The organism is Paraburkholderia sp. J94, assembly GCF_905220285.1.
Lineage (GTDB): Bacteria > Pseudomonadota > Gammaproteobacteria > Burkholderiales > Burkholderiaceae > Paraburkholderia > Paraburkholderia tropica_A.
On sequence record NZ_CAJMZH010000010.1, the window covers coordinates 171,310 to 195,537 of the forward strand.

Genomic DNA, 24,228 nt, shown 5'->3' on the forward strand with positions numbered 1-24,228 from the left:
TCACAGGATGGCTTAATGAATTCTCACCTGATGCAGCATCTGAGCTGGGTCGACTACCGACAACGCATCCTCGAGGACGAGGCCATCGTGCTGCTGCCTTGCGGCGCGCTTGAACAGCACGGCCCGCATCTTCCGCTTGGAACCGATGCGCTCCTGTCGAGCGCGGTGGCGCTGGACGTTGCGCGCCAGCTTGGGGGAATCGTTGCGCCCGCATTCAATTACGGCTACCGTTCGCAGCCGAAATGCGGCGGCGGCCAGCACTTCTGCGGCACGACGAGTCTCGACGGCAACAACCTGAGCCAGATGACGCGCGATGTGATCCGCGAATTCGCCCGGCATGGTGTGCGTCGCCTTGCGTTGATCGACGGGCACTACGAGAACCAGTGGTTCCTCACGGAAGGCATCGAGCTGGCCATGCGCGACCTCTCTCAGCAGGGCACGCGCACGCCGCCACTGCGTGTCGTCCGGCTGGAGTACTGGGATTTCCTGACCGCGCCGACGCTCGCCAAGGTGTTTCCCGAAGGCTTCCCCGGCTTTGCGCTCGAACATGCGGCGGTGATGGAAACGTCGATGATGCTGCATTACCACCCCGACCTGGTGTCGACCGACAAGATTCCCGACGAACCGCCCGCCGATTTTCCGGCCTACGACACCTACCCGACACGCACGGGCTGGGTGCCGCTCTCCGGTGTGCTTTCGTCGGCACGCGGCGCGAGCGGCGAAAAGGGCGCCTTGCTCGCGCAGGAGGTGGTCGCGCGAGTGGCCGCCGCATTGCGCGCGGAATTCTCGGACCTGTCCTGACCTGAAACGGGAGCGAGCCGGATATGACTGCTCTGATGAATCAGACGGACGCAGCCGTTGTCGAGACAAGCGCGTGGCTCGACCGGGCCGCCGCCGCCGATCGTGTTCCGCAGCGCTACCGTGGCGTGTGGCGGCGCACGTTGTTGCGCGATGAAGCCGGGCACGAAGACCGCACAACGCGCGTGTTCTGGCTGCAAACGGCGCGTGTCCACGTGGACGTGCGCGTGCGTGCGGACCGCGCCGGTTTCGACGGCGTGCGCGGACTCGAAGCGCTGCCGCGCGACATGCTGGTCGAACTCGCGCGACAGCAGGGCTTCGCGGGCTTCACCGCGATCGCGCCGGGCGTGCCCGAGGTTTGCACATGGCATCGGCAAATCGACTTCAACCCGCCGGCCGACACGCGCGATATCGGCACGATGTGCTTCGAATCGCCCGACGTGCTGCTCGAAGACGGCGTGGACGCCGTCTATCACGAGCGCTGGGAACGCGAGCCGGAATCCGCAGGCCCGACGTGGGCGGCGCGCCTGCCGCGCGCGGCGTTGCTGGCTGCCGATGCACCGGGCGAATCGCCCCGTGAGCACGCCGACGATGACGAGCCGATGTGCTTTCTGGCGCGCGCCGGCAGCTTCTTCATGTTTGCACGTGCGCGTTCTTCGACGGCGACGGCATGGCTGGCGCAACATCGCGGACGCACGCTGGCGCAAGTCGTCGCCGACCCCGCCGTCTCGCTCGAACAGGCCCGCGCGCTGCTCGATTTTGAAATATCGCTCGGGCATGTCGCGGCATCCCCTGGCTTGAAGCCTGTCATTGCACTGTCGACTCACCCCTGGCGTGAGGGGTGCAGTTTGCCCTTCGGGCTCGACCAGGAAGCCGACACTGCCGAACTTGCCGGAACCCATGACTCAAGGAGCCATCATGTCGACGACTGAACACGCGACAGCTCGCGAAATGCGGGTCCCGCCCGCTGCGACAAAAATCCGCTCTGCGCCACTGTGGGCCGTGCGCGGCGAGATCGGCCGCCGCGTCTATATCGGATTCGCCTTGACGGGTCTGATCGTGCCGATTCTCGCGTGGTGGGCCTTGTCCGTTTCCGGGCTCGTCGATCCGACATTCATGCCAGGGCCTGGCGCCGTCGTGCATCGGATCGTGAGCTGGTGGACCGACGACGGTCTCGCCGACGATATCTCAATCAGCGTCTTGCGCGTGGTGGGCGGCTGGGCGCTTTCGGTCGTGTTTGCGCTGCCGCTCGGCCTGTTGATCGGCACGTTTCGCCCGGTACAGGCATTGCTTGAGCCGCTGACCGACTTTATCCGCTACATGCCCGCTGTGGCGTTCATCCCGCTCGTGATGCTGTGGATCGGCATTGACGAAGGATCGAAGGTCGCGATTATCTTTATCGGCACGTTCTTCCAGATGGTGCTGATGATCGCCGAGAATGTGCGCGCGGTGCCGATCACGCAGATCGAAGCCGCGCAAACCATGGGCGCGACGCGCGAGGAGATGATACGCCTCGTGATCTTTCCGTCGTCGCGTCCGGCCATCCTGGACACCTTGCGCATCACGATGGGATGGGCCTGGACGTATCTCGTGGTCGCTGAACTCGTGGCGGCCAACTCAGGGCTCGGCTATGCGATCCTGAAGGCACAACGCTATCTACAAACTGACCGGATATTTGGCGGCATTCTGCTGATCGGCCTTATCGGACTCCTGATCGATCAGTTATTCCGGCTCGTTCACCGGCTTTGTTTTGGAAAATGGATGGCCAAGCGATGATCAATTCTTCCTCGAAAGTCTCGATCGAACACGTATCGAAGTACTTTGGGCGCGGCAGCGAACAGGTGCGTGCGCTTGCCGGCATCGAACTCAACGTGCAGGAAAACGAGTTCGTCACGCTGGTGGGGGCATCGGGTTGCGGCAAATCCACCTTGCTGCGCATTCTCGGCGGGCTGGAAACTGTCGACGAAGGCGCGGTTCGCGTCGACGGACAAGCCATTGAAGGCCCCGGCGTGGATCGTGCGATGGTGTTCCAGCACTACAGCCTGTACCCGTGGCTAACGGTTCGGCAGAATATCCAGTTTTCGCGGCGTCTCAAGACCAACCGGCGCAACCTGACTTCGAGCGCGGTGGAAGTGGCGAGCGGCCGCGCGGATGCGCTGCTGCGTCTGATGGGGCTCTCGCACGTGGCCGACGCGTTTCCCAACCAGCTCTCGGGCGGCATGCAGCAGCGCGTGGCAATCGCGCGCGCGCTGCAGGGCAAGCCGTCCATCCTGTTGATGGACGAGCCGTTCGGCGCGCTCGATGCGCAGACCCGTGAGGTCATGCACGATCTGATTCTCCACGTACACGGACTGGAGAAGTCCACCATCGTGTTCGTCACGCACGACGTGGAAGAGGCCATCTATCTCGGCCACCGCGTCGTGCTGATGGCGCCGCGGCCCGGGCGCATCGACACGATCTACCCCGTCCCGTTGCCCGCCGCGCGCAATCCGGAGATGAAGCTCTCCCCGGAATTCAATGCGCTCAAACGCGAGATTCTGGCGCGCATCCGCGAGACCTCGGGCATGAAAACCGACCTCGAAATGCTTGAGCAACTGACACGCACGGCGGCCTGAGCCGCGCAGTGGCGCATCGGTGCGCCGCACGCTCAGGCGCGCGGCGCAATCGCCTCCAGTGCGGCAAGCAGGTCGTCCGAACGCGCGGTGGCGGCGAGATACCCGCCCTCGATGCGCAGCAAGCGAATCGCGTCGGCGTGATCGTTCGCGCATGGCTCGGCGCAGCAGTCTTCGAGCACGAGCACCTCATAGCCGCGATCGCTCGCTTCGCGTGCCGTGCTGGTCACGCAAACGCCGGTCGTCACGCCGGTCAGGATCAGCCTCGATATGCCGGAGACCGTGAGCACGTGATGCAGGTCCGTTGCGTGAAAGGCTCCGGTACCGGGCTTGTCGATCACCAGTTCAGATTCACGCGGCTGGAGTTCGTCGATGATCTGCCAGCCTGTTTCTCCACGCACCAGCAGCCTGCCGAGCGGGCCTCGGCTGCCGATTTCCGCGCCCGCGTTCGCGGTCTTCAGGCGCTTGCTTTCGGGAAGATCGGAGAGGTCAGGCCGATGTCCTTCGCGCGTATGCACGATCTTCATGCCGAGCGCGGCCGCGCGTTCACGCACGCGTTGAATGCGCGGCACGATCGCGCGTGCAGGTCCGACATCGGCGCCGCGTGCGCCCATGTAGCCACGCGGATCGCAAAAGTCCCGTTGCATGTCGATGATGACGAGCGCGGTCGACGCGACCGACAGTGCACCGGTGATTGGAAAGTCGTAGGGCTGGGCGGTGATCTTCATGGTGGTGGACGTAACGATCAAGCTGCCAGTGTAGGTCGACAATATTGCGTGATCACTGAGGCAATGAATTGCAAAAGGGCGCGTCGATGGCACCCGCTTCAAACACCCTTTACCGTTTCAGCGAGCACTTCCCCAAGCGTGCGAATGGCAGTGTCGATGCGCGGCGACCACGGGTGGCCGAAATTCAAACGAATGCAATGCGCGAATGCGGACGTCGCCGAAAAAATCGGGCCGGGCGCGACGCTGATCCCGCGGCTGATCGCACGTCGATGCAATTCCATTGCGTCGATCGCTTCCTCGAAGCGCAGCCAGAGAAAATAGCCGCCTTCCGGCATGGTCCATTGCGTATCGTCAGGCAGCCAGCGGCGGATGGCGGCGGACATGGCGTCGCGCTGCTCGCGCAGCGCGAGACGCATTTTCTTCAGATGACGCTCGTAACCGCCATGTTCCAGATAGTCGGCAATACCGGCCTGCACAGGAATGCTCGCGGAAAGCGTGGTCATCAGCTTGAGTCGTTGCACGCGCTCCGCGAAGCGGCCTGCGCTTACCCAACCGATTCGGTAGCCTGGCGCAAGCGTTTTCGAAAAGGAACTGCAATGCATCACGAGGCCGTTGCGGTCGAAGGCCATCGCGGGCTTGGGGTAGTTCGGGGAAAAGTGCAGCTCGCCGTAGACATCGTCTTCGATGAGCGGCACCTCGTGTTGGGCGAGCAGTTCGACCAGCGCCTTTTTCCTGGCATCACTAAGCGTTACGCCGGTCGGGTTGTGGAAGTTGGTCATGAACCAGCAGGCGCGTATCGGATGCTTGCGCAGCGCGTTCGCCAACGCATCGAGATCGAGACCGGTATGCGGATCGACGGGAATCTCGACCGCCCGCAAGCCCAGACGCTCGACCGCCTGAAGCGCGGCATAAAACCCCGGCGATTCGACCGCGACGACGTCGCCCGGCTGCGTCACCGCCATGAGGCAGAGATTGAGCGCTTCGAGCGCGCCATTGGTCACGACGATCTCGTCGGCGGGCTGCGAAATACCGATACGCATGTAGCGCAACGCAATTTGCCGGCGCAGATTCTCATTGCCGGGTGGCAAGTCGACGACCGTGCTCCACGGACTGACGCTGCGCGCCGCGTGACCGAGCGACTTGGCGAGACGGGACATGGGAAAGAACGTTGGCGAGGGAAACGCGGATCCCAACGGCACGATACCTGGACGCCTGGCCGCATCGAGTACGGAGAACACCAGTTCGCTGATATCCACCGTGGTGGCTTCATCGGGTGCGGCGGGCGTATCGGCCTTGCTCGCTTTCGGCAGCGGCGCGACAAAGTAACCCGAGCGTTCTTCGGCCAGCACGAGTCCCCATTGTTCGAGCAGATGGTACGCACGCGCGGCGGTCGATTGGCTCACGCCGTGCTGGGCGATGATCTGGCGCAGCGAGGGCATGCGCGAGCCGGCGGCTACGTTGCCTGAGCGTATTTCTGCCGCCATGGTTTGCGCGAGGCGTTCGTAGCGAGTCATAGGTGTCCGTGTGAGCGAAGGCTGGCGAGATCGATCTGCTACGGCGATTTTATCGCCGACTGCTTCTGTGCGCGGACCTCGAATGCGCGCATGATGCCGTTCAGCGCTCCGCCGCATTGAGGTTGTTCTGCAAGCGGGGCGGGGATTACTGCGCGAGTGCCCGGTTCATCACCTAAACCCGCAGAGTTCGCGGCTCTGTTTTGCCTGTAGCGCGGCGAACGCCTGGCCCCTGGACAGCAATGTCCGGGGGCTTTTTCTATGGGCGCGGCATGTCGTGTGCGGCGAACCGCCACGAATCTGCTGCGCTCATTTCGTCGCCAACTGCTACTGTCACTGCGTGGCGAATCGGCGTAATTTCTGGGCTCCATTTTGGTTCGACGCGCGCGACATGTACCGCTACACAGAATTCGACCGTGCCTTTCTCCGGCAACGAGCCGGGCAGTTCAGAGATCAACTGGAACGCTGGAGCGATGGACGGCTAGGCGAAGATGCCTTCCGTCCGCTGCGTCTGCAGAACGGCTGGTACGTGCAGCGGCATGCGCCCATGCTGCGCGTGGCCGTACCGTACGGCGAACTGTCGAGTGCGCAGTTGCGCGTACTCGCGCGCGTCGCTCGCGAGTACGACGATCCCCAAGCCGAAGTCTATGCGGCCGCATTGGCCGCCCAGGGGCAGCTTGGCACGACGCGTCTGCCGACGCATTGCGCGCACTTCACGACGCGGACCAACGTGCAGTTCAACTGGATTCCGCTCGCGAAGGCGGCGGATGTCATGGATCTGCTCGCGACCGTGGATATGCACGGCATTCAGACGAGCGGAAACTGCATTCGAAATATCTCCTGCGACGAGCGGGCGGGCGTGGCGCCGGACGAGATCGAGGACCCGCGTCCCTTTGCGGAGATCATGCGTCAATGGACGACGCTGCATCCCGAGTTCGCGTTTCTGCCGCGCAAGTTCAAGATCGCGATCACCGGCGCGCATGACGACCGCGCCGCGACAGCCTGGCACGACGTGGGCCTGGAACTCGTGCGCGATACCGCAGGCGAACTGGGATTTCGTGTGCGGGTGGGCGGCGGCATGGGGCGCACGCCGATGATCGGCACCGTGATTCGAACGTTCTTGCCGTGGAATCAGATCATGAATTACATCGAGGCGATTGTTCGCGTCTACAACCAGTACGGCAGGCGGGACAATAAATACAAGGCGCGTATCAAGATGCTCGTCAAGGCCGAAGGGCAGCGCTACATCGACGAAGTCGAAGAGGAATTCCGGCAGATCGTGGAGCGCGACGGCGGCCCGCACACGATCCCGCCTGGCGAACTCGAACGCGTGCGTGCCTGCTTCGAGCCGCCGGCCGCGCTCGCGCAGCGTGCTTCATCGCCCGACACCGCCGCGCATTCGCGTGCTGCGGCTGCTGCAACGCCGCGTTACGCGCGCTGGCTCGAACGCAACGTCGCGGCGCACAAGGTGCCGTCCTTGCGGATCGTCACGCTGTCGTTCAAGCGCCTGAATCAGGCGCCGGGCGACGCCTCGGCGGAGCAACTCGAACGCGTCGCCGATCTCCTCGACCGCTTTTCCGCTGGCGAGGCGCGTGTGACGCATACGCAGAACATCGTGCTGCCGTGGGTGCACGAAGACGATTTGCTGGCGTTGTGGGAAGCGGCGTCGCAAGCCGGTCTCGCGAGCGCGAATGTCGATCTGCTGACGAACATGATCGCTTGTCCCGGCGGCGATTTTTGCGCGCTGGCGAATGCGCGCTCGCTGCCCATCGCGGACGCGATCATGGAGCGCTATCAGGATCTCGACGAACTGGAAGATATCGGCGAAGTGGATTTGCACATCAGCGGCTGCATCAATTCGTGCGGGCATCATCACAGCGGACACATCGGCATTCTCGGCGTGGATAAGGACGGCGCGGAGTGGTATCAGATCACGCTGGGCGGCTCGGACGGCACGCTCGCGAGCGGTGTAGCGCAAGCGGGCAAGGTGATCGGGCCGTCGTTTTCCGCGAGCGAGGTGCCGGAGGCGATCGAGGCGATACTGCGCGTCTATCGACAAACACGCTTGCCGATCGAGGGTGTCGGTGCGGAGAAGTTTGTCGATACCGTGCGGCGTGTCGGACTGGAACCCTTCAAGGCGGCCGCGAACGAAGCGCGAACGCAGCAGCGGAGTTTCGCATGAAGTCCCGTCTCGAACTCAAGCTGCTCGATCGCGCCGAGCATGATGCAGAACGGTGCGATGGAGTCGTGACGCTGCCGAACGACGCCGATCCCTTCGAGCATGCCGAATCGATCCTTGCCGCGCAGCGCGTCGAACTGGATTTTCCGCAATTCACCGACGGACGCGCATTCAGCCAGGCGTATCTGATCCGCCGACGTCTCGGCTTTAAAGGCGATCTGCGTGCTTGCGGCGACGTGCTGCCGGATCAGGTGCTCCAGATCGCGCGCACGGGATTTTCGAGCGCCGTGCTGCAGGACGGCGCTTCGCTCGACGAGGCGCGCGCACAACTGATGCGATTCGCCGGTTTTTATCAGGGCGACGTCACGGGCGATGCGCCGTTTCAATCGGTCGTGCGCGAATAACGCGACGCTTGAATTGGCCACTCGCCGGTGCTTCGCTCAGAGCATCGGCGAATGCAGATGATCGGGATGATCGAGCATATCGGCCACGAGATGCAGTGATTCTTCCATCGCGAGCGCATCGCCGGGACCGCCCAGACAAATCCGCACGGCATTGGGCGGATTGCCGTCGGTGCTGAAGGCCGCGCCCGATACCACGCCAATCTGCTTCGTGCGCAGATGCGAGGCGAGTTCCGAGGCGCTCCAGCCCGTTTCGCGCGGCACGGTGAGCCAGAGATGAAAACAATGCTTCGAGGTCTCGATCTCGCGCGAGGCGAACACCTGCGCGGCGATATGCTGGCGGACCGCGCATTCGTCGCGAATGGCTGTGAGCATTTGCTCGGCGATGCCGTTCTCGATCCAGCGCGCCGCGAGATGCGACATATACGGACTCGCCATCACGGTGGTCGCGCGCAGCGCGCCCGAGAGCCGTTCCGCATGGCGTGAACTGGGCGCGACCACGTAGGCCACGCGCAAACCCGCGCCGAAACACTTCGACATCCCGGTCACGTAGTAAGTGAGTTCGGGCGCGAGCGTCGCGAGCGCGACGGGCGGCGTCTCGCAGAGCATGCCGTAGGCGTCGTCCTCGATGATCGGCACGTTGTAGCGCAAGGCGATATCGGCGATATGCTCGCGGCGGTTCTGCGAGAGCGTGCGCGTGGTGGGATTTTGCAGCGTGGGATTGCAGTAGAGCACGCCGGGCTTGCGGGTTTTGCAGAGCGTTTCGAAGGCGTTGGCGTCGAGCCCTTCGTCGTCGCGCGGCAGCGGCGCGAGCGTCATGCCCAACTGCGTGGCGATGACCTTCAGGCCCGGATACGCGACGCAATCGACGCAGATCGTTTCGCCAGGCTTCACGAGCCGCAACAGCAACGCCACCAGCGCGTTATGAATGCCGGGACAAACGAGCACGGCATCGGCGCGATGCGAAGGCACGGTATGGCGCAGCCATTGACTCGCCACGCCGCGCTCGAATTGCGTGCCGCCAAAATCCTGATAGCGCAGCATCGACCACGCGTCGGCGGCACCGATAATCTGCGCCGCCGATTCCGCGAGCAGCGCCGTCATGTCGGGTGGCTCGGGCGGCATGTTCATCGTCATTTCGAGCGCCGTGCCCGCACGCAGCGGCACGGCAGGCGGGCGTCCACGCACATACGAGCCGCTGCCCGCGCGCGAATCGATCAGGCCGCGTTTGCGCGCTTCCGCATAGCCGCGCGCGAGCGTGGTGTAGTTGATCTTCAGCGCGTCGGAGAGATCGCGTAACGCAGGCAGACGATCACGCGGGCGCAGGCGTCCGCTCGCAACATCTTCCTCGATGAGATCGGGAATCGTCTGATAAACCGGCTTGTCGCTTTCGGCGAGCCGCTTGAGCCAATGGGCGGTAACGTTCGACATGGACGTGCGCGAGCAATCGCGTAAAGAATTGCGTGAAGGATGGGCCTCTTCATTCTAGTGACGATGCGCGCCGAAAAATAAATCAATTGATCGCGCCTGATTGCATTGAATGATCCGATTTGATGCATGCAGGCACCGATTCGATGATTCTCTGCCCCATGCGCGGGCGGGCATTGCATGACGTGAATCGTTCCGCCGATTCCATGCCCGGCTTCGCGCGCCAGGCGCGCAGAAAAATTCGCCTGGATCATTCGCGACAGGCGGCAATGATTGGAAATTGATCGCATGACACGCGCTGTTTGATGGCATAGCCGTTGCGAAATGAGAGACGCCGGCCACCGGTCGGACCAGTCCTCAATCATTGAACGGAGTCACGCAATGCCCGCCATCAACACGCCCGCCCACAAGACCGGCGACTTTCTCGTCGATTACGAAGAGAAAGTGTTCGAGGACGTCAAAGCCGAACCCGGCGAGAAAGCGCTCGTCACGTTCCATACCGTTGCCTTCGAAGGCTCGATCGGCTTCGTGAACATGCTGCAGGCCACGCGTCTGCAACGCAAGGGCTTCGAAACGTCGATCCTGCTGTACGGCCCCGGCGTGATGCTCGGCGTCCAGCGCGGTTTTCCGACGCTCGGCGCCGAAGCGTTTCCGGGTCATCTGAACTTCAATAACCAGCTGATGAAATTCATGGCCGAAGGCGGCAAGGTCTACGCGTGCCGCTTTGCGTTGCAGGCGCTCTACGGTCAGACCGAGAAGGCGCTGATCGAAGGCGTGCGCCCGATCAATCCGCTCGACGTGCTCGATCTGAAGCTGCTGCATCGCAAGTCGAACGCGCTCGTGATCGATACCTGGACTGTTTGAGCACGCACGGGTATCGCCATGTCGACTCCATCTTCGAAGCGCATCGTGCGCGCCGCCGCGGTGCAGATCGCGCCGGATCTCACCTCGGGCGCCGGCACGCTCGCGCGCGTGTGCGACGCCATCGTCGAGGCCGCGCGTCAGGGCGTGCAGCTCGCGGTGTTTCCCGAAACCTTTCTGCCGTACTACCCGTACTTCTCGTTCGTGCTGCCGCCGGTGCAATCGGGCGCGGAACATCTGCGGCTCTACGAAGAAGCGGTGACGATACCCGGTCCCGTGACCGATGCCGTGGCCGCGCTGGCGCGCGAGCACGGCATGGTGATCGTGCTCGGCGTGAACGAGCGCGATCACGGCAGTCTCTACAACACGCAACTGATCTTCGACGCGGACGGCCAGTTGAAAGTGAAGCGCCGCAAGCTCACGCCGACGTTTCATGAGCGCATGATCTGGGGGCAGGGCGACGCCGCCGGTCTCAAGGTCGCGCAGACAGCGGTGGGCCGCGTCGGCGCGCTCGCGTGCTGGGAGCACTACAACCCGCTTGCGCGTTACGCGCTCATGACGCAGCACGAAGAGATTCATTGCAGCCAGTTTCCCGGCTCGCTCGTCGGTCCGATCTTCGCCGAGCAGATCGAAGTGACGATTCGCCATCACGCGCTCGAATCGGGCTGCTTCGTCGTGAACGCAACGGGGTGGCTGACCGATGCGCAGATCGAATCGATCACGCCCGATCCCAAGCTGCAAAAAGCGCTGCGCGGCGGCTGCAATGCCGCGATCGTGTCGCCCGAGGGGCAGCATCTCGCCGCGCCGCTGCGCGAAGGCGAAGGCATGGTGATCGCCGATCTCGACATGGCGCTCATCACCAAACGCAAACGCATGATGGATTCGGTGGGCCACTACGCGCGCCCCGAACTCCTCAGTCTCGCGATCAACGAGCGGCCCGCCACGCCCGTGGTTTCTTTCGACGAAGCGGGCGTCGCCCCTTCATGGAGTGTTCAGCATGAATGCCAGCGTCAATCTGCCGGAATCGAAACTGCAACTGTTGACTGAGTTGCAGTCGAGCGGCCTGCGGCTCGCCACGCCGGACGCCGCCGGGCTGTCGCGTCGCGGCGGCGCGGGGCCGTCCGATCACAAAGCCGTGGTGATCGACGGCGTCACGCTGATGGTGCCGGTGCATACGCATGGCGCGCATCAGTCGGCGTTCGTGGCCGAGGCGCCCGATGCGAACGGCGTCAGCGTGCTCGCGCGCGGCACCATTCCGGTCGCGCAGATCGCGTTCGCGAAGACGCCGCGCTTCTACAAGCTGCAAACGCTCGACGGCGTGCCGTACTCGCACATCGCGACGCTGCATGGCACCGACGTGCTCGCGACCACGGTGCTGCAAACCTGCATTCGCTACGAGAGCCGCAAGAAGGCGTGCAAGTTTTGCGCGATCGGGCAGTCGCTGGCGGCGGGCCGCACGGTCGCGCACAAGACGCCCGAGCAACTGGCGGAAGTCGCGCGCGCGGCTGTGCTGCTCGACAAGGTCAAGCATATGGTGCTGACGACCGGCACGCCGCCCACGCCCGATCGCGGCGCGGCCGTGCTGTGCGATAGCGCGCGTGCGATCCGGCGCGCCGTCGATCTGCCGATCCAGGCGCAGTGCGAGCCGCCCGACGACGACGCGTGGTTCGCGCGCATGCGCGAGTCGGGTATCGACACGCTCGGCATGCATCTCGAAGTGCTCGGCGACGCGCTGCGCGAACGCATCATGCCTGGCAAGGCGACGGTGCCTGTGAGCCGCTACATGACGGCGTTCGAGGCGGCGGTGAAAGTGTTCGGACGCGGCCAGGTGAGCACCTATATTCTCGCGGGCCTCGGCGACACGCCCGAGCTGATTCTCGACACGGCGCAGCGCCTCGTCACGCTCGGGGTGTATCCGTTCGTGGTGCCCTTCGTACCGATCTCGGGCACGCCGCTCGAAGACCACGCGCCGCCCACGCCCGAATTCATGCGCGCGATTCTCGCGCCGCTCGGCGCGATGGTGCGTGAAGCCGGTTTGCGCGCCGACGAGATCAAGGCGGGTTGCGGCAAGTGCGGGGCGTGCTCGTCGTTGTCGTCGTTCGAAAAGGTGGCGGCATGAACGACATCGATTCGAGTTCGGAAATCGTGGTGCGCTGGGCGCGCGAACGCTGGGAGATCGACGGCGCTTACGCGTTGCGGCGCGAGGTGTTCTGCGCCGAGCAAGGCCTGTTCGAGCATGACGATCTCGATGCCGTCGACACACATGCGCAATTGCTGGTGGCTGTTTGCGACGCGCGCGTGGTGGGCACCGTGCGCATTCATCGGCGCGACGAGGCCGATTGCGGCACGACATGGTATGGCTCGCGGCTCGCCGTGAGCGAAGATTTTCGCCGACACGGCCGCATCGGCGCGACCTTGATCCGGCTCGCGGTCAGCAGCGCGCATGCGCTCGGCTGCGAGACGTTTCTCGCGCACGTGCAGGCGCAGAACGCGCCGCTGTTTCGCCGCCTGCATTGGCGCACGCTCGATGTGACGATGCTGTTCGGGCGCGAGCATCACCGCATGCAGGCCGACCTCGCGGAGTATCCGCCGTGCGCGACGCCTTATCTCGGCTTCGTGGTCGATCAGCGGAGGGCCGCGTGATGGCCGATAACACGACGCTCGACACAACGACGCTCGACGACCTGGTCGCGAGCGTGCGCGCGAGCCGGGGTGTCGCGCACAAGACCGATATCGCGCCCGTGCTCGCGGCCTTCGCGGGCGCCGATTACACCGATAGCTCCGCGGTGATGGGCGCGGGCGACGACTGCGCCGCGCTGCCCGATGGCGACGGCTATCTGCTGTTCGCGGCCGAAGGCATGGTGAGCGATCTGATCGACGCGATGCCGTGGTTCGCGGGATATTGCTCGGTGCTAGTCAACGTGAGCGATGTGTGCGCGATGGGCGGCCGTCCGCTCGCGGTCGTCGACGTGATCTGGAGCGACGGCCTGGCGAGCGCGACGCCGGTGCTCGAAGGCATGGCAGCGGCGGCGCGGCAACTCGGCGTTCCGATCGTTGGCGGGCATAGCAACGCGCGCAGCGAACGCACGCAGCTTGCCGTTGCGATCGTGGGTAAAGCGAAGCGTCTGCTTTCCAGCTTCGCGGCTCGCGCGGGTGACCGGCTGATGATGGCGGTCGATCTGCGCGGCGCGTTCGTGGAGCCGTATCCGTACTGGAATGCGGCCACGGAAGCGCCCGCCGAACGCATTCGCGGCGATCTCGCGGTGCTGGCGCAGATCGCCGAGGCAGGGCTGTGTGAAGCGGCCAAGGACATCAGCATGGCCGGCATTGCGGGCACCGCGATGATGCTCGCGGAGTGCTCGCAAGTGGGCGTGCGTATCGATCTCGGCGCGGTGCCGCGTCCGGCTGATGTTGCGCTCTCTCGCTGGATGCAGGTCTTTCCGAGCTTCGGTTACTTGCTGAGCGTCGCGCCGCATAACGTCGATGCGGTACGCGCGTGTTTCGACGCGCGCGGCATCGCCTGCGAAACCATCGGCGAGGTGCACGCCGAACCCACGATCGATCTGCAATGGCGCGGCGAAACACGTACGGCCTGGCGGCTCGACGAAGGCGAATTCATCGTTCCCGCCGACCGCCGCGCGACCCGCGCGTGGGATACGCCGCGCGTTTAAACGCGTGTTTGACAATCAGGAGAACCCCATGCCTGTAACGCATTTCGTGGTGCGCTGGCCCGACGGCGAGGAAGAACGCTGCTATTCGCCCTCGACCATCGTGCGCGAGTACCTGCGCCCCGGCGACTATCCGCTCGACGTCTTTCTGGCGCGCGCGCGCGACGGGCTCGCGGCGGCCTCGGAACGCGTGCGCGAGAAGTTCGGCTACGCGTGCTCGTCGGCGATGGATCAATGGGCGGCGATTGAACGCCGCGCCGAACCCTTTCGCGCGCAGGACGCCCAGGTCGTCACTGTCGTGCGCATCGACTGAAACTTCACAAGGAGAAACGCATGTCTACCGAGACGCACGCGGCCACAACCGCGCCTACGTCGACGCCCATTCGCGACGAACATGTCAGCGTTGTTATCGTCGGCGGCGGCCAGGCCGGTCTGTCGATGAGCTATGGCCTCAAGCAGTACGGCATCGACCATGTCGTGCTCGAAAAGCACACGGTCACGCATACCTGGCGCGAGCAGCGTTGGGACGCGTTCTGTCTCGTCACGCCGAACTGGCAATGCGCGCTGCCCGATTATCCGTATCGCGGCGACGATCCGCATGGCTTCATGAAGAAGGACGAGATCATTACGTGGCTCGACGGCTTCGTGCAGCACGTCGATGCGCCGGTGCGCGAAGGCGTGGCCGTCACGCGCGTGACGCGGCGGGCGCAGGGCGGTTTCGTCGTGCAGACGAGCGCGGGCACGCTGAGCGCCGATCAGGTCGTGGTGGCCGCGGGCGGTTATCACACGCCCATTGTGCCGCGCATGGCCGAGCGTTTGCCGTCGTCGATCGTGCAGATCCAGTCGTCGGAATATCGCAATGCCGACGCGCTGCCCGAAGGCGCGGTGCTCGTGGTCGGGTCGGGACAGTCGGGCGCGCAGATCGCCGAAGATCTGCATCTGGCCGGACGCAAGGTCGTGCTCGCGGTCGGCGAAGCGCCGCGTTGCGCACGCTTTTATCGGGGCCGCGATGTGGTCGACTGGCTCGCGGACATGAAGTATTACGACATGCCCGTGGAAGAGCACCCGCTGCGCGAAGGTGTGCGCGACAACACCAATCACTATGTCACGGGCCGCGACGGCGGCCGCGATATCGACCTGCGTAAATTCGCGAGCGAGGGCATGTCGCTATACGGCGTGCTCGACGATTACGTCGATGGCGCGCTGCGTTTCAAACCGAATCTGCGCGCGAACCTCGATAGCGCCGACGACACCTATAACCGCATCAACGCGTCGATCGACAAGTTCATCGCGCAGAAGGGCATCGATGCGCCGCCGGGCGAGTCCTATCGCGCCGTGTGGGAGCCTGCGGAGGAACGCACGGCGCTCGATCTCTCGTCGAGCGGCATCGGCAGCATCGTCTGGTGTATCGGCTTTCGTCCGGACTTCAGCTGGGTCGATCTGCCGATCTTCAACGGGCGCGGTTATCCGGGCCACGCGCGCGGCGTCACCGCGCAAGAGGGGCTGTATTTTCTCGGCCTGCCGTGGCTGCATACGTGGGGCTCGGGTCGCTTCTCCGGCATTGCGCGCGACGCCGCGTATCTGGCCGATCGTATCGTCGCGCAGGCGAGGCCCGATGCGCGCGCGGCGTGACGTCCCGCCCGTGAAGGTGCCTGCGCCTGGCCGCACGCACTATCTCGCGGGCATGCCCGAGCTGGCTTTTGCCGGGCTCTCCGAGCAATGGCTGTTGCGCACCTGCGGACAATTGCACTGGAGTGCGATTGCGGATCAGGCGCGCCTCGCGTCGCCCGACTTCTACGACGACGAGGGCCGCAAGTCCTACGCCGCGTTCACGGCGATTCGCGTGCGCGAGGCGCGGCTGGAAGACGTGAGCGAGAACCAGCGCTTCGCCATCGAAGCCGACGTGCGCCGCATTGCGGGCGCGCGTCACTTCGGCGAGTTTCGCGTGTTCACGACCGAGAATGCGATTGCGAAGGTTGAGATGTTGTCGACCTTCGTGCGGCGCGCGTCGAGCGGCGATAACCGCTCGGTCTGCAAGGCTTCGTTCGATCGCCTGCCTCTCATGACGGCGCAAACGCCTGCCGCGGCGCAAGCCATGATTGAGCAGACGAAGCGCTTGCGTGCGGGCGAATGGACGCAGCACGGACGGCTCGATCGGGCCGCGCACGCCGTCGAGCACGTGGTCGACTATTTGCCGTGTCCGACGCTCGATTTCAACGGCGCGCATTTGCTGTACTTCGCGAGTTTCCAGTCGATGGTCGATCGCGCCGAGTGGCATTGGCGCTCGACGCAGCATTCGGCGCCGCCTTCGCTCGTCGAGCGCGAGATGGCCTTCTATGGCAACGCTAACGTCGGCGACAAACTCGTGCTCGCGTTCGGCGCGCGTCACGCCGATCACGCGGGGCTTTCGCACTGGTGCGCGATTTCGCGCGCGGCGGACGGCATGCGCATCGCCGACGTCGTGACTCATAAACGCTGGTCGCATGAGTGACACCGCATGAATGACGCCTTTTCCGTGCCGCGCAAGCCGCTCTACACGCGTGCCGATTTGCCCGATGTGCCGTGGCTCGATGCGCGCCCCGGCGAGTTCCCGTTCGTGCGCGGCATCCACGCGACGATGTACACGCAGCGCCCGTGGACCATCCGCCAATATGCGGGCTATGCCGACGCATCCGCGACGAATCTCGCTTATCGGCGTGCGATAGAGCAGGGCGCGCGCGGCTTGTCCGTCGCCTTCGATTTGCCCACGCATCGCGGCTATGATTCGGATGACGAATTAATCGCCGACGACGTGGGCATGGCGGGCGTCGCGATCGATTCGGTCGAAGATATGAAGCGGCTGTTCGAGGGCATTGCGCTCGACGAAGTCTCCGTATCGATGACGATGAGCGGCGCGGTATTGCCCGTGCTCGCGGCCTTCATCGTCGCGGCGGAGGAGTCGGGCGTCGACGCCGCGCGCCTGCGTGGGACGATCCAGAACGATATCCTCAAGGAGTTCATGGCGCGCAATACGTGGATTTTCGCGCCGGAACCGTCGATGCGCATCGCGACTGACGTCGTGCAGCACGTGCTCGCTCATCTGCCGCATTTCAATGCGATCTCAGTGTCGGGCTATCACCTTCAGGAAGCCGGCGCCGACGGCGTGCTGGAACTGGCGCTCACGCTGGCGAACGCGCGCGAGTATGTATGCAGACTCGTCGATGCAGGCGCGGACGTCGATCGCGTCTGCGCGCAAATGAGCTTCTTCTTCGCGGTGGGCCGCGATTTCTTTGGCGAGATCGCGAAGCTGCGCGCGGCGCGGGTGTTATGGGCCGATCTGGCGCGCTCGCTCGGTGCGCGTTCGATGCGGGCGATGCAGTTGCGCATGCATTGCCAGACGGCCGGGTCGAGCCTTCACGCGCAGCATGCGCACAACAACATCGTGCGCACGACGCTGGAGGCGCTGGCCGCCGTGCTGGGCGGCACGCAGTCGCTGCATACGAACGCGTGGGACGAAGCGCTTTCGCTGCCGGGCGAGGCCGCCGCGACCGTGGCGCGGGACACGCAACGGATTCTCCAGCACGAAATGGGTCTGTGCGATACGGTCGATCCGCTCGGCGGCGCGTATATGGTCGAGGCGATGACCGCGCGCACGATCGAAGCCGTGACGGCGATGCTCGGCGAAATCGACGCGCAGGGCGGGGTGATCGGCGCGATCCGGTCCGGCTGGGCGCAATCGCAACTGCATCGCGCGGCGACGCGAACGCAGGCGCGCATCGATGCGGGCGAGCAGGTGATCGTGGGCGTGAGCCGCGATCACGAAGCGCCGCCCACGGAGAGCGATTGGCTCGATGTGGACGGACGCGTGGTGCGCGCCGTTCAGGTCGATCGGCTGCGCCAGTTGCGGGCTAACCGCAACGCCGCACGCACGCGCGCGGCGCTGGACGCGCTCACGCACTGTGCGCGCTCGGGCACGGGCAATCTGCTGGCCATGACGATCGAGGCGATGCGCGCCCGCGCGACCGTGGGCGAATGCACGGCGGCGCTGGAGCGTGTCTGGCCGCGCTGGCACATGGCGCTGGAAACCGGTGCACAGGTCTACGCGACCGCGCGTGGCGGCGACGCTGCATGGAGCGCGGCGCGGCACGCGGTGGCGCACTGGACCGAGATGCAGGGGCGGCCGCCGCGAATGGCGCTCGCGAAGCTCGGACAGGACGGACACGACCGCGGCGTGCGCGTGGTGGCCGCCGGGCTCGCGGATGCGGGCTTCGACGTCCGCATGGGGCCGCTGTTCGCGACGCCGCGAGAGGCCGCTGCGTGGGCGTGCGCGTGCGAGCCCGATGTGATCGGCGTGTCCACGCTGGCGGGCGCGCATGGCACGCTGGTGCCGAAACTCGCCGACGCGCTGCGGGCGCACCGCTGTCGCGCGCCGCTGGTGCTCGGCGGAATCGTGCCCGAAGCGCATCGCGAGGCGCTGCTGGCGTGCGGCGTGGCGAAGATTTTTGGACCGGATACGTCGCTGGAGCGAATCGTCGTCGATGTGCTTCGGGTGTTGAGTGAGGCGACGCTGTCTTCGCCATGCTGATGACGGGCGCGGGAGGGCATCGGCATGGCGAGACAGAGGATGTATTACCGATCCACGGAGGCCTGCGCGATGCTGCTCGCGTGTCCGAGACCCAGATGTCGTCGGCGAGATCGACGGCCGTTTCGATGCCCAGCCTATGGGTGGACTTCGTCGTGCCGTTGAGCTAAAGCGGCGTGGTCACGCCGTTCATGGCTCAAGCATTCGATCGCAAAGTCAGCCTCGCGCGGGCCGACTTGTAACGGTCAGAAATAAACATTTGTAAACAAGTTCTTAAGAAATTGGCGCGATGGTCGTTGATACGGGATCAAAACCAAAAATGATTCCATCGAGGATGACCATGAAAATAACGACCATGCGCTGCGCGGCTGTTGCCGCTTTTACGTTACTTGCAGGCTGTGTAACGAACCCACAGGGGCAACTCGTCGTTGATCCCAATGTCGATGCGGTGATCCAGAGTGTGCTCGCACCGCCGCCACCGCCCGTAGTGGTTGAAGATACCTATGCCCCTATGCCTTATGACGCGACGATCGCCGTTGTTTCCGACAGCGATGTTGTGTTTGTCGGTGGCTCGACATACATCTGGATTACGGGCGCGGATGGCAGGCGCCATCGCCAGCTCTATGCACATGGCGATCATCGGGCAGATGTTTTCCATCGACGGGACGAGCTTCATACCGTGATGGCTCATCATGAAGGCCATCTGCCGGACCATGCAACGGGCAACCCGCATATGGCGGCCGGGCCCGCGCACGCCGGCCCTCAAGCAGGCGGTCAGCAACATGGCGGTGGTGGTGTTGCCGCACATGCGCAGGTGACGGCGCAGCACGCGCCCGCCAAAGCGCCGGCACATCAGGACAAAGACAAGAAAAAATCCTGAATGTGAGGCTGGATTCTGCACGCATCCGGCGAGCGTTTTCAGGCGCGCGTTCGGATGCTTAATCGCGGAAAATATCGACGCTGGGGCTCAAGCCATTGGATCCGTCAATTGATCCATTGCTTTGAAGCCCCACTTCGCAAGTGTCCTTTCAATAAACGGCGCGCGCGAAGTTTGTGCCGGCCTTTGCGAAATTTCACCGGGTATTCAAAGCTCCGAATCTCGTCTACGGGAATCAGGATTCGCGCGTTGGCTTTGCGGAGGCCAACAAGCTGCGCAAAAACACCATAATCATGCGTCCAGTCGGTGCTTCGGAGAGCATCGGTCGCTGCAATGCGAGTCCGTGCGAGAGCCCCATGAAGGCCGTTGCCAATACATCTGGCGATTCGGGCGGCACCTTTCCTACGCGAGCAAAAAGCTGCGCGATGCAATAGGCAAGGCCATCACGGTGTGCGTTCAGAAGCGCTTCTGAAGCCGTGGCGAAGTCGGGGTTGCGGCGCCGCTGAAGACTAAACTCCACGCCCAGTACAGACCACTCAGGCTCGGCGTCGAGCGTTTGCGCCCAGCGCTCCAGCGCTTTCAATATGTCCTCCGTCGAAGTGGACGGGTCGCCGAGCGTCTGCGCAATGTCGCCGACTTGCGTCGTCGATCGCGCTCGCATCAACTCCATGAATAGCGCTTCTTTGCTCGCGAAATTCGAGTAGAACGCACCCTGCGTATAACCCGCTTCAGCCGCGATATCCCGCAGCGAGGTCGCGCCGAAGCCCCGCTCAACAATCAACCGCTTTGCTGCTGCAAGCAAATGGGATCGCGTTTGCAATCGACTTTCTTCGCGGCTTAGCCGCGGGGAGGAAGAGGCCTTCATGGCGGGAAGGATATCAGTTGATATTTAAATTTCAACTGGATATTATTACATTCAAATATCAAGTGATATGTGAATGTAAATGTGAGTCTCGTGCATCGCGGCCGTGGAGTGTGGGAGCGAAGGCGGGGCGCTGGCAGCGGCAAAGAACTGGGTGTGCGAATGCACTAACCAGGCCATGTACTACGGAAAGTGAGCATGAACAGCAAGGTGAGAGTGTTGAAGCAGCAACTCGCGCGACTCGATGAACGAATTGTGGCCGCCTGGCAGCAGGAACAGGAAGCCGCAATCGAGCACATTCGCCAGGTCATGAACTTTTTCAACCTTGTACCGAATCAGTTACGTGTCGACCGGCGAGGCACCTATAACACCAAGCCCGTTCGAATGAAGTATCACGACCCCGTCACTGGCGCGACCTGGAGCGGTCGCGGTCGCGCGCCGTCCTGGATTCGGAACAAAAGCTATAACGACTTTCTCGTGAAGCAATCCGATGACGCTGAGATAGACGCAGAAGGGCGCTCAATTCAACTGGATATCAGAAAGCAAAGCGGCATGCGATGAGCAGGCGTCGTCCTTGTCCAGAAACAAAGATAAAACGAGTCTCTAGATAATGGACAAACGCTCTGACCTCTCGTGGCCGGTGCGCACACACGCTATTTCTCCCGCAAATACTCGTTAGGCGGCACGCCCGGGACCTTGTGAAGCATGGGGGCGAACGCGCTCGGGCTGTCGTAACCGTGCTCCAGCGCAAGTTCGAGAATCGACACGCCTGCCGCGAGGCGCGGCAGGCTGAGCAGCAGGCGCGTATGTCGCCACTATGCGCCCGGCGTCATGCCGGTTGACTAAACGTCATTTCATGCGCGGCAGAGGATGGGACGAGAGGCGCATGGCGACCCGAAGCGGTCCGTCGCTGACGGAATCGGATCGGACCGTAGTCGACCCGAAAGCAGTCGTTTACATTCGATCCTTATCCGTAGTCGATCTGTCCAGCCGTCGGGGCACCGTATTCGTCAGCTTTCTTCAAAAAACATTGAGTCCGATCGGGTTTGCCGACTGACCGCCATAAAATGCGCCTCGCGATGCGCAATGCGTTATGCATGGATTTTTAAATTCAGATCTTTTTGAAATCGCAGGCTGTGAGGGCATGTGTATAATGTTGGCGCTGATTTCGAAACGACGATAAAAGGATCGAAAATGGGGGCGCAGGATCCTATTGCGGCCATTACCGGGGGCCTCATACAAACTAACCGGCTGCTCAGACTCGACACACCAATCGGTAATAATGTCCTGCTGCCGCAGCGCGTAATTGGTCGCTCGCGGATGGGCCGCGATTATGGCTTTACACTCGATGTCGTTTCGCTCGACGACCGTATCGAGTTGAAGAGGCTCATCGCCCAGCCGGTTACGCTCTGGCTCCAGCAGACCGATCAGTCGTATCTGCCGCATCACGGCTATGTCCATACGGCGCGGCGCCTGGGCGCGGACGGCGGTTTGACCAGCTACCAGCTCGAATTCGCCTCCTGGCTGCACTTCCTGAAGTTCCGCAAGGACGCCCGCATCTGGCAGGATAAAACCGCCGACGCCATTCTCACCGATGTCTTCAACGCGCATCCCCAGGCCCAGGGCGCATTCCGCTTCGCCATTCAGAATGCATTGCCGTCGCGCTCGTTCTGCATGCAATACGAAGACGACTGGAGTTTCTGCCAGCGGATTATGGAGTCCGAGGGCTTATTCAGTTATTTCGAACAGGCTGAAGACGGTAAATCGCATGTGGTCGTTATTGTCGATAATATCGATTCATTGCCCGTGTTAAATCCGCAGGCGGTTAATTTTTACCGGTCAGGCGCCAATAGCGAAACCAACGCACTCGTGCAATGGAGCGGCACGCGCACCCTGCAGAGCGTCACGCTCACCACGCGCACCTTCGATTACAAGGCACCGTCGAGTGCCGTGAATCCGAAGGGTACGTCGGTGCCCATGCTCACGACGCACGGCGATCTCCCGCAGCAGGCGGAAGTCTATGAGTACACCGGCGCCTATACCTACGGTGAGCAGTCGCGTGGCGATGCGCTCTCCGAAATCCGCATGGAGGAATGGGAGTCGCGCGCCAAACGCTTCGAAGGCGCGGGCGCCGTGCGCCGCCTCGATGCGGGCACCTGGTTCGAACTCGACGGCCACCCGGTGCACGACACGGATAGCGCGCAGGACCGGCAGTTCGCGGTGATCGAGGCGACGTGGTACATCGAGAACAATCTGCCGGTGTCCACCGTGCAAGCACCGTCGTTCCCGCACAGCTTGCACGGCGAGCTTGCGGGGATCAAGGTTGCCCATCAAGGTGAAAGCGATGCACTGACGATCAAGGGCATGGACGGAAGTGTTGGCTTCCTGCTCGTGCAGATTGAGGCGCAGCGCAGGAGTGTGCCGTATCGCAGCCCGTTCGAGCATCAAAAGCCGGACATGCAGATGCAGACGGCCATGGTGGTCGGGCCGGCGAACGAAGAGATCTACACCGATTCGCTGAACCGCATCAAGGTGCGTTTCCACTGGGACCGCCTGAACGCCGGTGACGAAAAAGCCTCGTGCTGGGTGCGCGTGGCGATGTCCGATACGGGCAGCGGCTACGGCGGCGTGCACGTGCCGCGCGTGGGCGAGGAAGTCATCGTGAACTGGCTCGGTGGAGACTGCGACCGGCCCATCGTGACAGGGCGCGCCTATAACGGCTCGACGAATCCGCACTGGCATTCGAACGGCATTCTTTCGGGCTACAAGTCGAAGGAGTACGGCGGCAGCGGCTACAACCAGATGGTGATGGACGACGCCACCGGCCAGAACCGCATGCAGCTTTACAGTACGAGCGCGAATTCGCAGTTGCATCTCGGTTATCTGGTCGCGCAGAACGCGAATTCGCGCGGTGTGTATCTGGGCACGGGATTCGATCTGAAATCGGATGCTTTTGGCGCAATCAATGCAGGCCAAGGGCTGTACGTCAGCACACATGCGAAAGGTGCCGCGAGTCAGCAGCTCGATGTGAACGAAGCGCATACGCAGTTGACGAGCGCCCGCGACGTCATCGACACACTTTCGCAGGCGAGTGAAACGCATCAGGCGGAGACGTTGCAGGACGGCGCGAATGCGCTCAAGGATTTTGCGGGCGCGATGCAATCGACGGCGCAAGGCGCGAAGGCAACCGGGGGAAATACGGCGGGCGGCGGCACTGGGAACGCAAATGCGTTTAAAGAGCCGGTGATGCTGATGGCGAGCCCGGCGGGCATTGCGCTTTCCACACAGCAGTCCGCGCATATCGCAGCGCAAGAGCAGCTCAATTTCGTTAGTGGGCAGAGTACATATATCGCGACTGGAAAGTCGTTGATTGCCAGCATCGCCCAGAAATTGAGCATCTTTGCACAAAACGCCGGCATGAAACTGTTCGCTGGAAAGGGCAAGGTTGAGATTCAGGCCCATAACGATAACGTCGAAGTCACCGCACAAAAGACCGTCAAGCTCATTTCGGCGACGCAGAACATTGAAGCCGTGGCGAAAGGCGAGATCCTGCTGACATCAGGCGGAGCGTATATCCGCATCAAGGACGGCACGATTGAAATTCACGCGCCGGGGAATATTGACGTGAAGGGCGCACAGCATAGCTTCAACGGTCCTACCCGTCTGGATGAAAAGTTCCCCTCATGGAACAGCGAGACGCCAATCCGGTCCTCGGATTTTTCCGGGTAATGGAGTCGACCAT

Annotated in this window: 22 protein-coding genes and 2 pseudogenes; 19 read left to right on the plus strand and 5 right to left on the minus strand. The window is 63.2% G+C overall.

Annotated elements, in window-relative coordinates:
- Window positions 1-15: 15 nt before the first annotated feature.
- The 4 genes from U4Y88_RS22635 to U4Y88_RS22650 all read left to right on the plus strand — a co-directional run bounded on the left by U4Y88_RS22635 (window position 16) and on the right by U4Y88_RS22650 (window position 3,413).
- Window positions 16-801 carry a creatininase gene (locus U4Y88_RS22635; protein WP_321786512.1) on the plus strand — a complete coding sequence of 262 codons (786 nt, stop codon included), beginning with the start codon at window positions 16-18 and terminating at the stop codon, window positions 799-801.
- A gap of 284 nt (window positions 802-1,085) precedes the next feature.
- Complete coding sequence (locus tag U4Y88_RS22640; RefSeq protein ID WP_321786514.1) at window positions 1,086-1,730, plus strand: hypothetical protein; 645 nt, start codon at window positions 1,086-1,088, stop codon at window positions 1,728-1,730.
- Window positions 1,687-2,574: an ABC transporter permease gene (locus U4Y88_RS22645; RefSeq protein WP_321786516.1), complete on the plus strand. Its 888-nt coding sequence runs from the start codon at window positions 1,687-1,689 to the stop codon at window positions 2,572-2,574. The genes U4Y88_RS22640 and U4Y88_RS22645 overlap by 44 nt, the downstream gene beginning before the upstream one ends.
- A complete protein-coding gene (locus tag U4Y88_RS22650) occupies window positions 2,571-3,413 on the plus strand; it encodes an ABC transporter ATP-binding protein (protein ID WP_321786518.1) in 843 nt (280 codons plus the stop codon). The genes U4Y88_RS22645 and U4Y88_RS22650 overlap by 4 nt, the downstream gene beginning before the upstream one ends.
- A gap of 32 nt (window positions 3,414-3,445) precedes the next feature.
- On the opposite strand, the gene U4Y88_RS22655 is transcribed toward U4Y88_RS22650, so the two are convergent.
- Both U4Y88_RS22655 and U4Y88_RS22660 read right to left on the minus strand, forming a co-directional pair.
- Window positions 3,446-4,138: an isochorismatase family cysteine hydrolase gene (locus U4Y88_RS22655; RefSeq protein WP_321786520.1), complete on the minus strand. Its 693-nt coding sequence runs from the start codon at window positions 4,136-4,138 to the stop codon at window positions 3,446-3,448.
- A gap of 98 nt (window positions 4,139-4,236) precedes the next feature.
- Complete coding sequence (locus U4Y88_RS22660) at window positions 4,237-5,652, minus strand: PLP-dependent aminotransferase family protein (protein WP_321786522.1); 1,416 nt, start codon at window positions 5,650-5,652, stop codon at window positions 4,237-4,239.
- A 388-nt stretch (window positions 5,653-6,040) separates the two neighbouring features.
- Between U4Y88_RS22660 and U4Y88_RS22665 the strand changes: the two genes are divergently transcribed.
- Both U4Y88_RS22665 and U4Y88_RS22670 read left to right on the plus strand, forming a co-directional pair.
- A complete protein-coding gene (locus U4Y88_RS22665; RefSeq protein WP_321786524.1) occupies window positions 6,041-7,831 on the plus strand; it encodes a nitrite/sulfite reductase in 1,791 nt (596 codons plus the stop codon).
- Window positions 7,828-8,232, plus strand: coding sequence for a DUF934 domain-containing protein (locus U4Y88_RS22670; protein ID WP_321786526.1), 405 nt, complete (start codon window positions 7,828-7,830; stop codon window positions 8,230-8,232). The genes U4Y88_RS22665 and U4Y88_RS22670 overlap by 4 nt, the downstream gene beginning before the upstream one ends.
- A 36-nt stretch (window positions 8,233-8,268) precedes the next feature.
- Here the strand turns inward: U4Y88_RS22670 and U4Y88_RS22675 are convergent, their stop codons facing one another.
- Complete coding sequence (locus U4Y88_RS22675; protein ID WP_224017381.1) at window positions 8,269-9,660, minus strand: PLP-dependent aminotransferase family protein; 1,392 nt, start codon at window positions 9,658-9,660, stop codon at window positions 8,269-8,271.
- 122 nt (window positions 9,661-9,782) lie between these two features.
- Here U4Y88_RS22675 and U4Y88_RS22680 point away from each other — a divergent pair, with 122 nt between their 5' ends.
- The 11 genes from U4Y88_RS22680 to U4Y88_RS22730 all read left to right on the plus strand — a co-directional run bounded on the left by U4Y88_RS22680 (window position 9,783) and on the right by U4Y88_RS22730 (window position 19,627).
- Window positions 9,783-9,941, plus strand: coding sequence for a hypothetical protein (locus tag U4Y88_RS22680; RefSeq protein WP_321786528.1), 159 nt, complete (start codon window positions 9,783-9,785; stop codon window positions 9,939-9,941).
- A 97-nt stretch (window positions 9,942-10,038) separates the two neighbouring features.
- On the plus strand, window positions 10,039-10,521 hold the full coding sequence (locus U4Y88_RS22685) for an MSMEG_0572/Sll0783 family nitrogen starvation response protein (protein ID WP_224017375.1): 483 nt from the start codon (window positions 10,039-10,041) through the stop codon (window positions 10,519-10,521).
- 18 nt (window positions 10,522-10,539) lie between these two features.
- Complete coding sequence (locus U4Y88_RS22690; RefSeq protein WP_224017373.1) at window positions 10,540-11,565, plus strand: Nit6803 family nitrilase; 1,026 nt, start codon at window positions 10,540-10,542, stop codon at window positions 11,563-11,565.
- A complete protein-coding gene (locus U4Y88_RS22695; RefSeq protein WP_321786530.1) occupies window positions 11,516-12,637 on the plus strand; it encodes an MSMEG_0568 family radical SAM protein in 1,122 nt (373 codons plus the stop codon). The genes U4Y88_RS22690 and U4Y88_RS22695 overlap by 50 nt, the downstream gene beginning before the upstream one ends.
- Window positions 12,634-13,161, plus strand: a complete 528-nt coding sequence (locus U4Y88_RS22700) for an MSMEG_0567/Sll0786 family nitrogen starvation N-acetyltransferase (RefSeq protein WP_321786532.1) — start codon at window positions 12,634-12,636, stop codon at window positions 13,159-13,161. Before U4Y88_RS22695 ends, U4Y88_RS22700 begins: the two co-directional genes overlap by 4 nt.
- Window positions 13,161-14,189 (plus strand): sll0787 family AIR synthase-like protein, encoded by a 1,029-nt coding sequence (locus U4Y88_RS22705; protein ID WP_321786534.1) that lies wholly within the window; start codon window positions 13,161-13,163, stop codon window positions 14,187-14,189. The genes U4Y88_RS22700 and U4Y88_RS22705 overlap by 1 nt, the downstream gene beginning before the upstream one ends.
- 28 nt (window positions 14,190-14,217) lie before the next feature.
- Window positions 14,218-14,499, plus strand: coding sequence for an MSMEG_0570 family nitrogen starvation response protein (locus tag U4Y88_RS22710; protein ID WP_321786536.1), 282 nt, complete (start codon window positions 14,218-14,220; stop codon window positions 14,497-14,499).
- 20 nt (window positions 14,500-14,519) lie between these two features.
- A complete protein-coding gene (locus U4Y88_RS22715; protein WP_321786538.1) occupies window positions 14,520-15,818 on the plus strand; it encodes an MSMEG_0569 family flavin-dependent oxidoreductase in 1,299 nt (432 codons plus the stop codon).
- Entirely contained in the window at window positions 15,802-16,677 is an 876-nt protein-coding gene (locus U4Y88_RS22720; RefSeq protein WP_321786540.1) for a Pnap_2097 family protein, read from the plus strand. Before U4Y88_RS22715 ends, U4Y88_RS22720 begins: the two co-directional genes overlap by 17 nt.
- Window positions 16,678-16,683: 6 nt before the next feature.
- Window positions 16,684-18,750 carry a methylmalonyl-CoA mutase gene (scpA, locus tag U4Y88_RS22725; RefSeq protein WP_321786542.1) on the plus strand — a complete coding sequence of 689 codons (2,067 nt, stop codon included), beginning with the start codon at window positions 16,684-16,686 and terminating at the stop codon, window positions 18,748-18,750.
- Between the two features lie 286 nt (window positions 18,751-19,036).
- Window positions 19,037-19,627: a hypothetical protein gene (locus U4Y88_RS22730; protein ID WP_321786544.1), complete on the plus strand. Its 591-nt coding sequence runs from the start codon at window positions 19,037-19,039 to the stop codon at window positions 19,625-19,627.
- A gap of 232 nt (window positions 19,628-19,859) precedes the next feature.
- Here the strand turns inward: U4Y88_RS22730 and U4Y88_RS22735 are convergent, their stop codons facing one another.
- Entirely contained in the window at window positions 19,860-20,489 is a 630-nt protein-coding gene (locus tag U4Y88_RS22735; RefSeq protein ID WP_321786546.1) for a helix-turn-helix domain-containing protein, read from the minus strand.
- A 195-nt stretch (window positions 20,490-20,684) separates the two neighbouring features.
- On the opposite strand from U4Y88_RS22735, the gene U4Y88_RS22740 reads away from it, so the two are divergent.
- Window positions 20,685-21,047 (plus strand): H-NS histone family protein, encoded by a 363-nt coding sequence (locus tag U4Y88_RS22740; protein WP_321786548.1) that lies wholly within the window; start codon window positions 20,685-20,687, stop codon window positions 21,045-21,047.
- 92 nt (window positions 21,048-21,139) lie between these two features.
- Here the strand turns inward: U4Y88_RS22740 and U4Y88_RS22745 are convergent.
- Window positions 21,140-21,325, minus strand: a pseudogene (locus U4Y88_RS22745) (helix-turn-helix domain-containing protein); the annotation flags it as partial.
- 355 nt (window positions 21,326-21,680) lie between these two features.
- Between U4Y88_RS22745 and U4Y88_RS22750 the strand changes: the two are divergent.
- Window positions 21,681-24,188 (plus strand): annotated as a pseudogene (locus tag U4Y88_RS22750) (type VI secretion system Vgr family protein); the annotation flags it as partial.
- Between the last annotated feature and the right edge of the window lie 40 nt (window positions 24,189-24,228).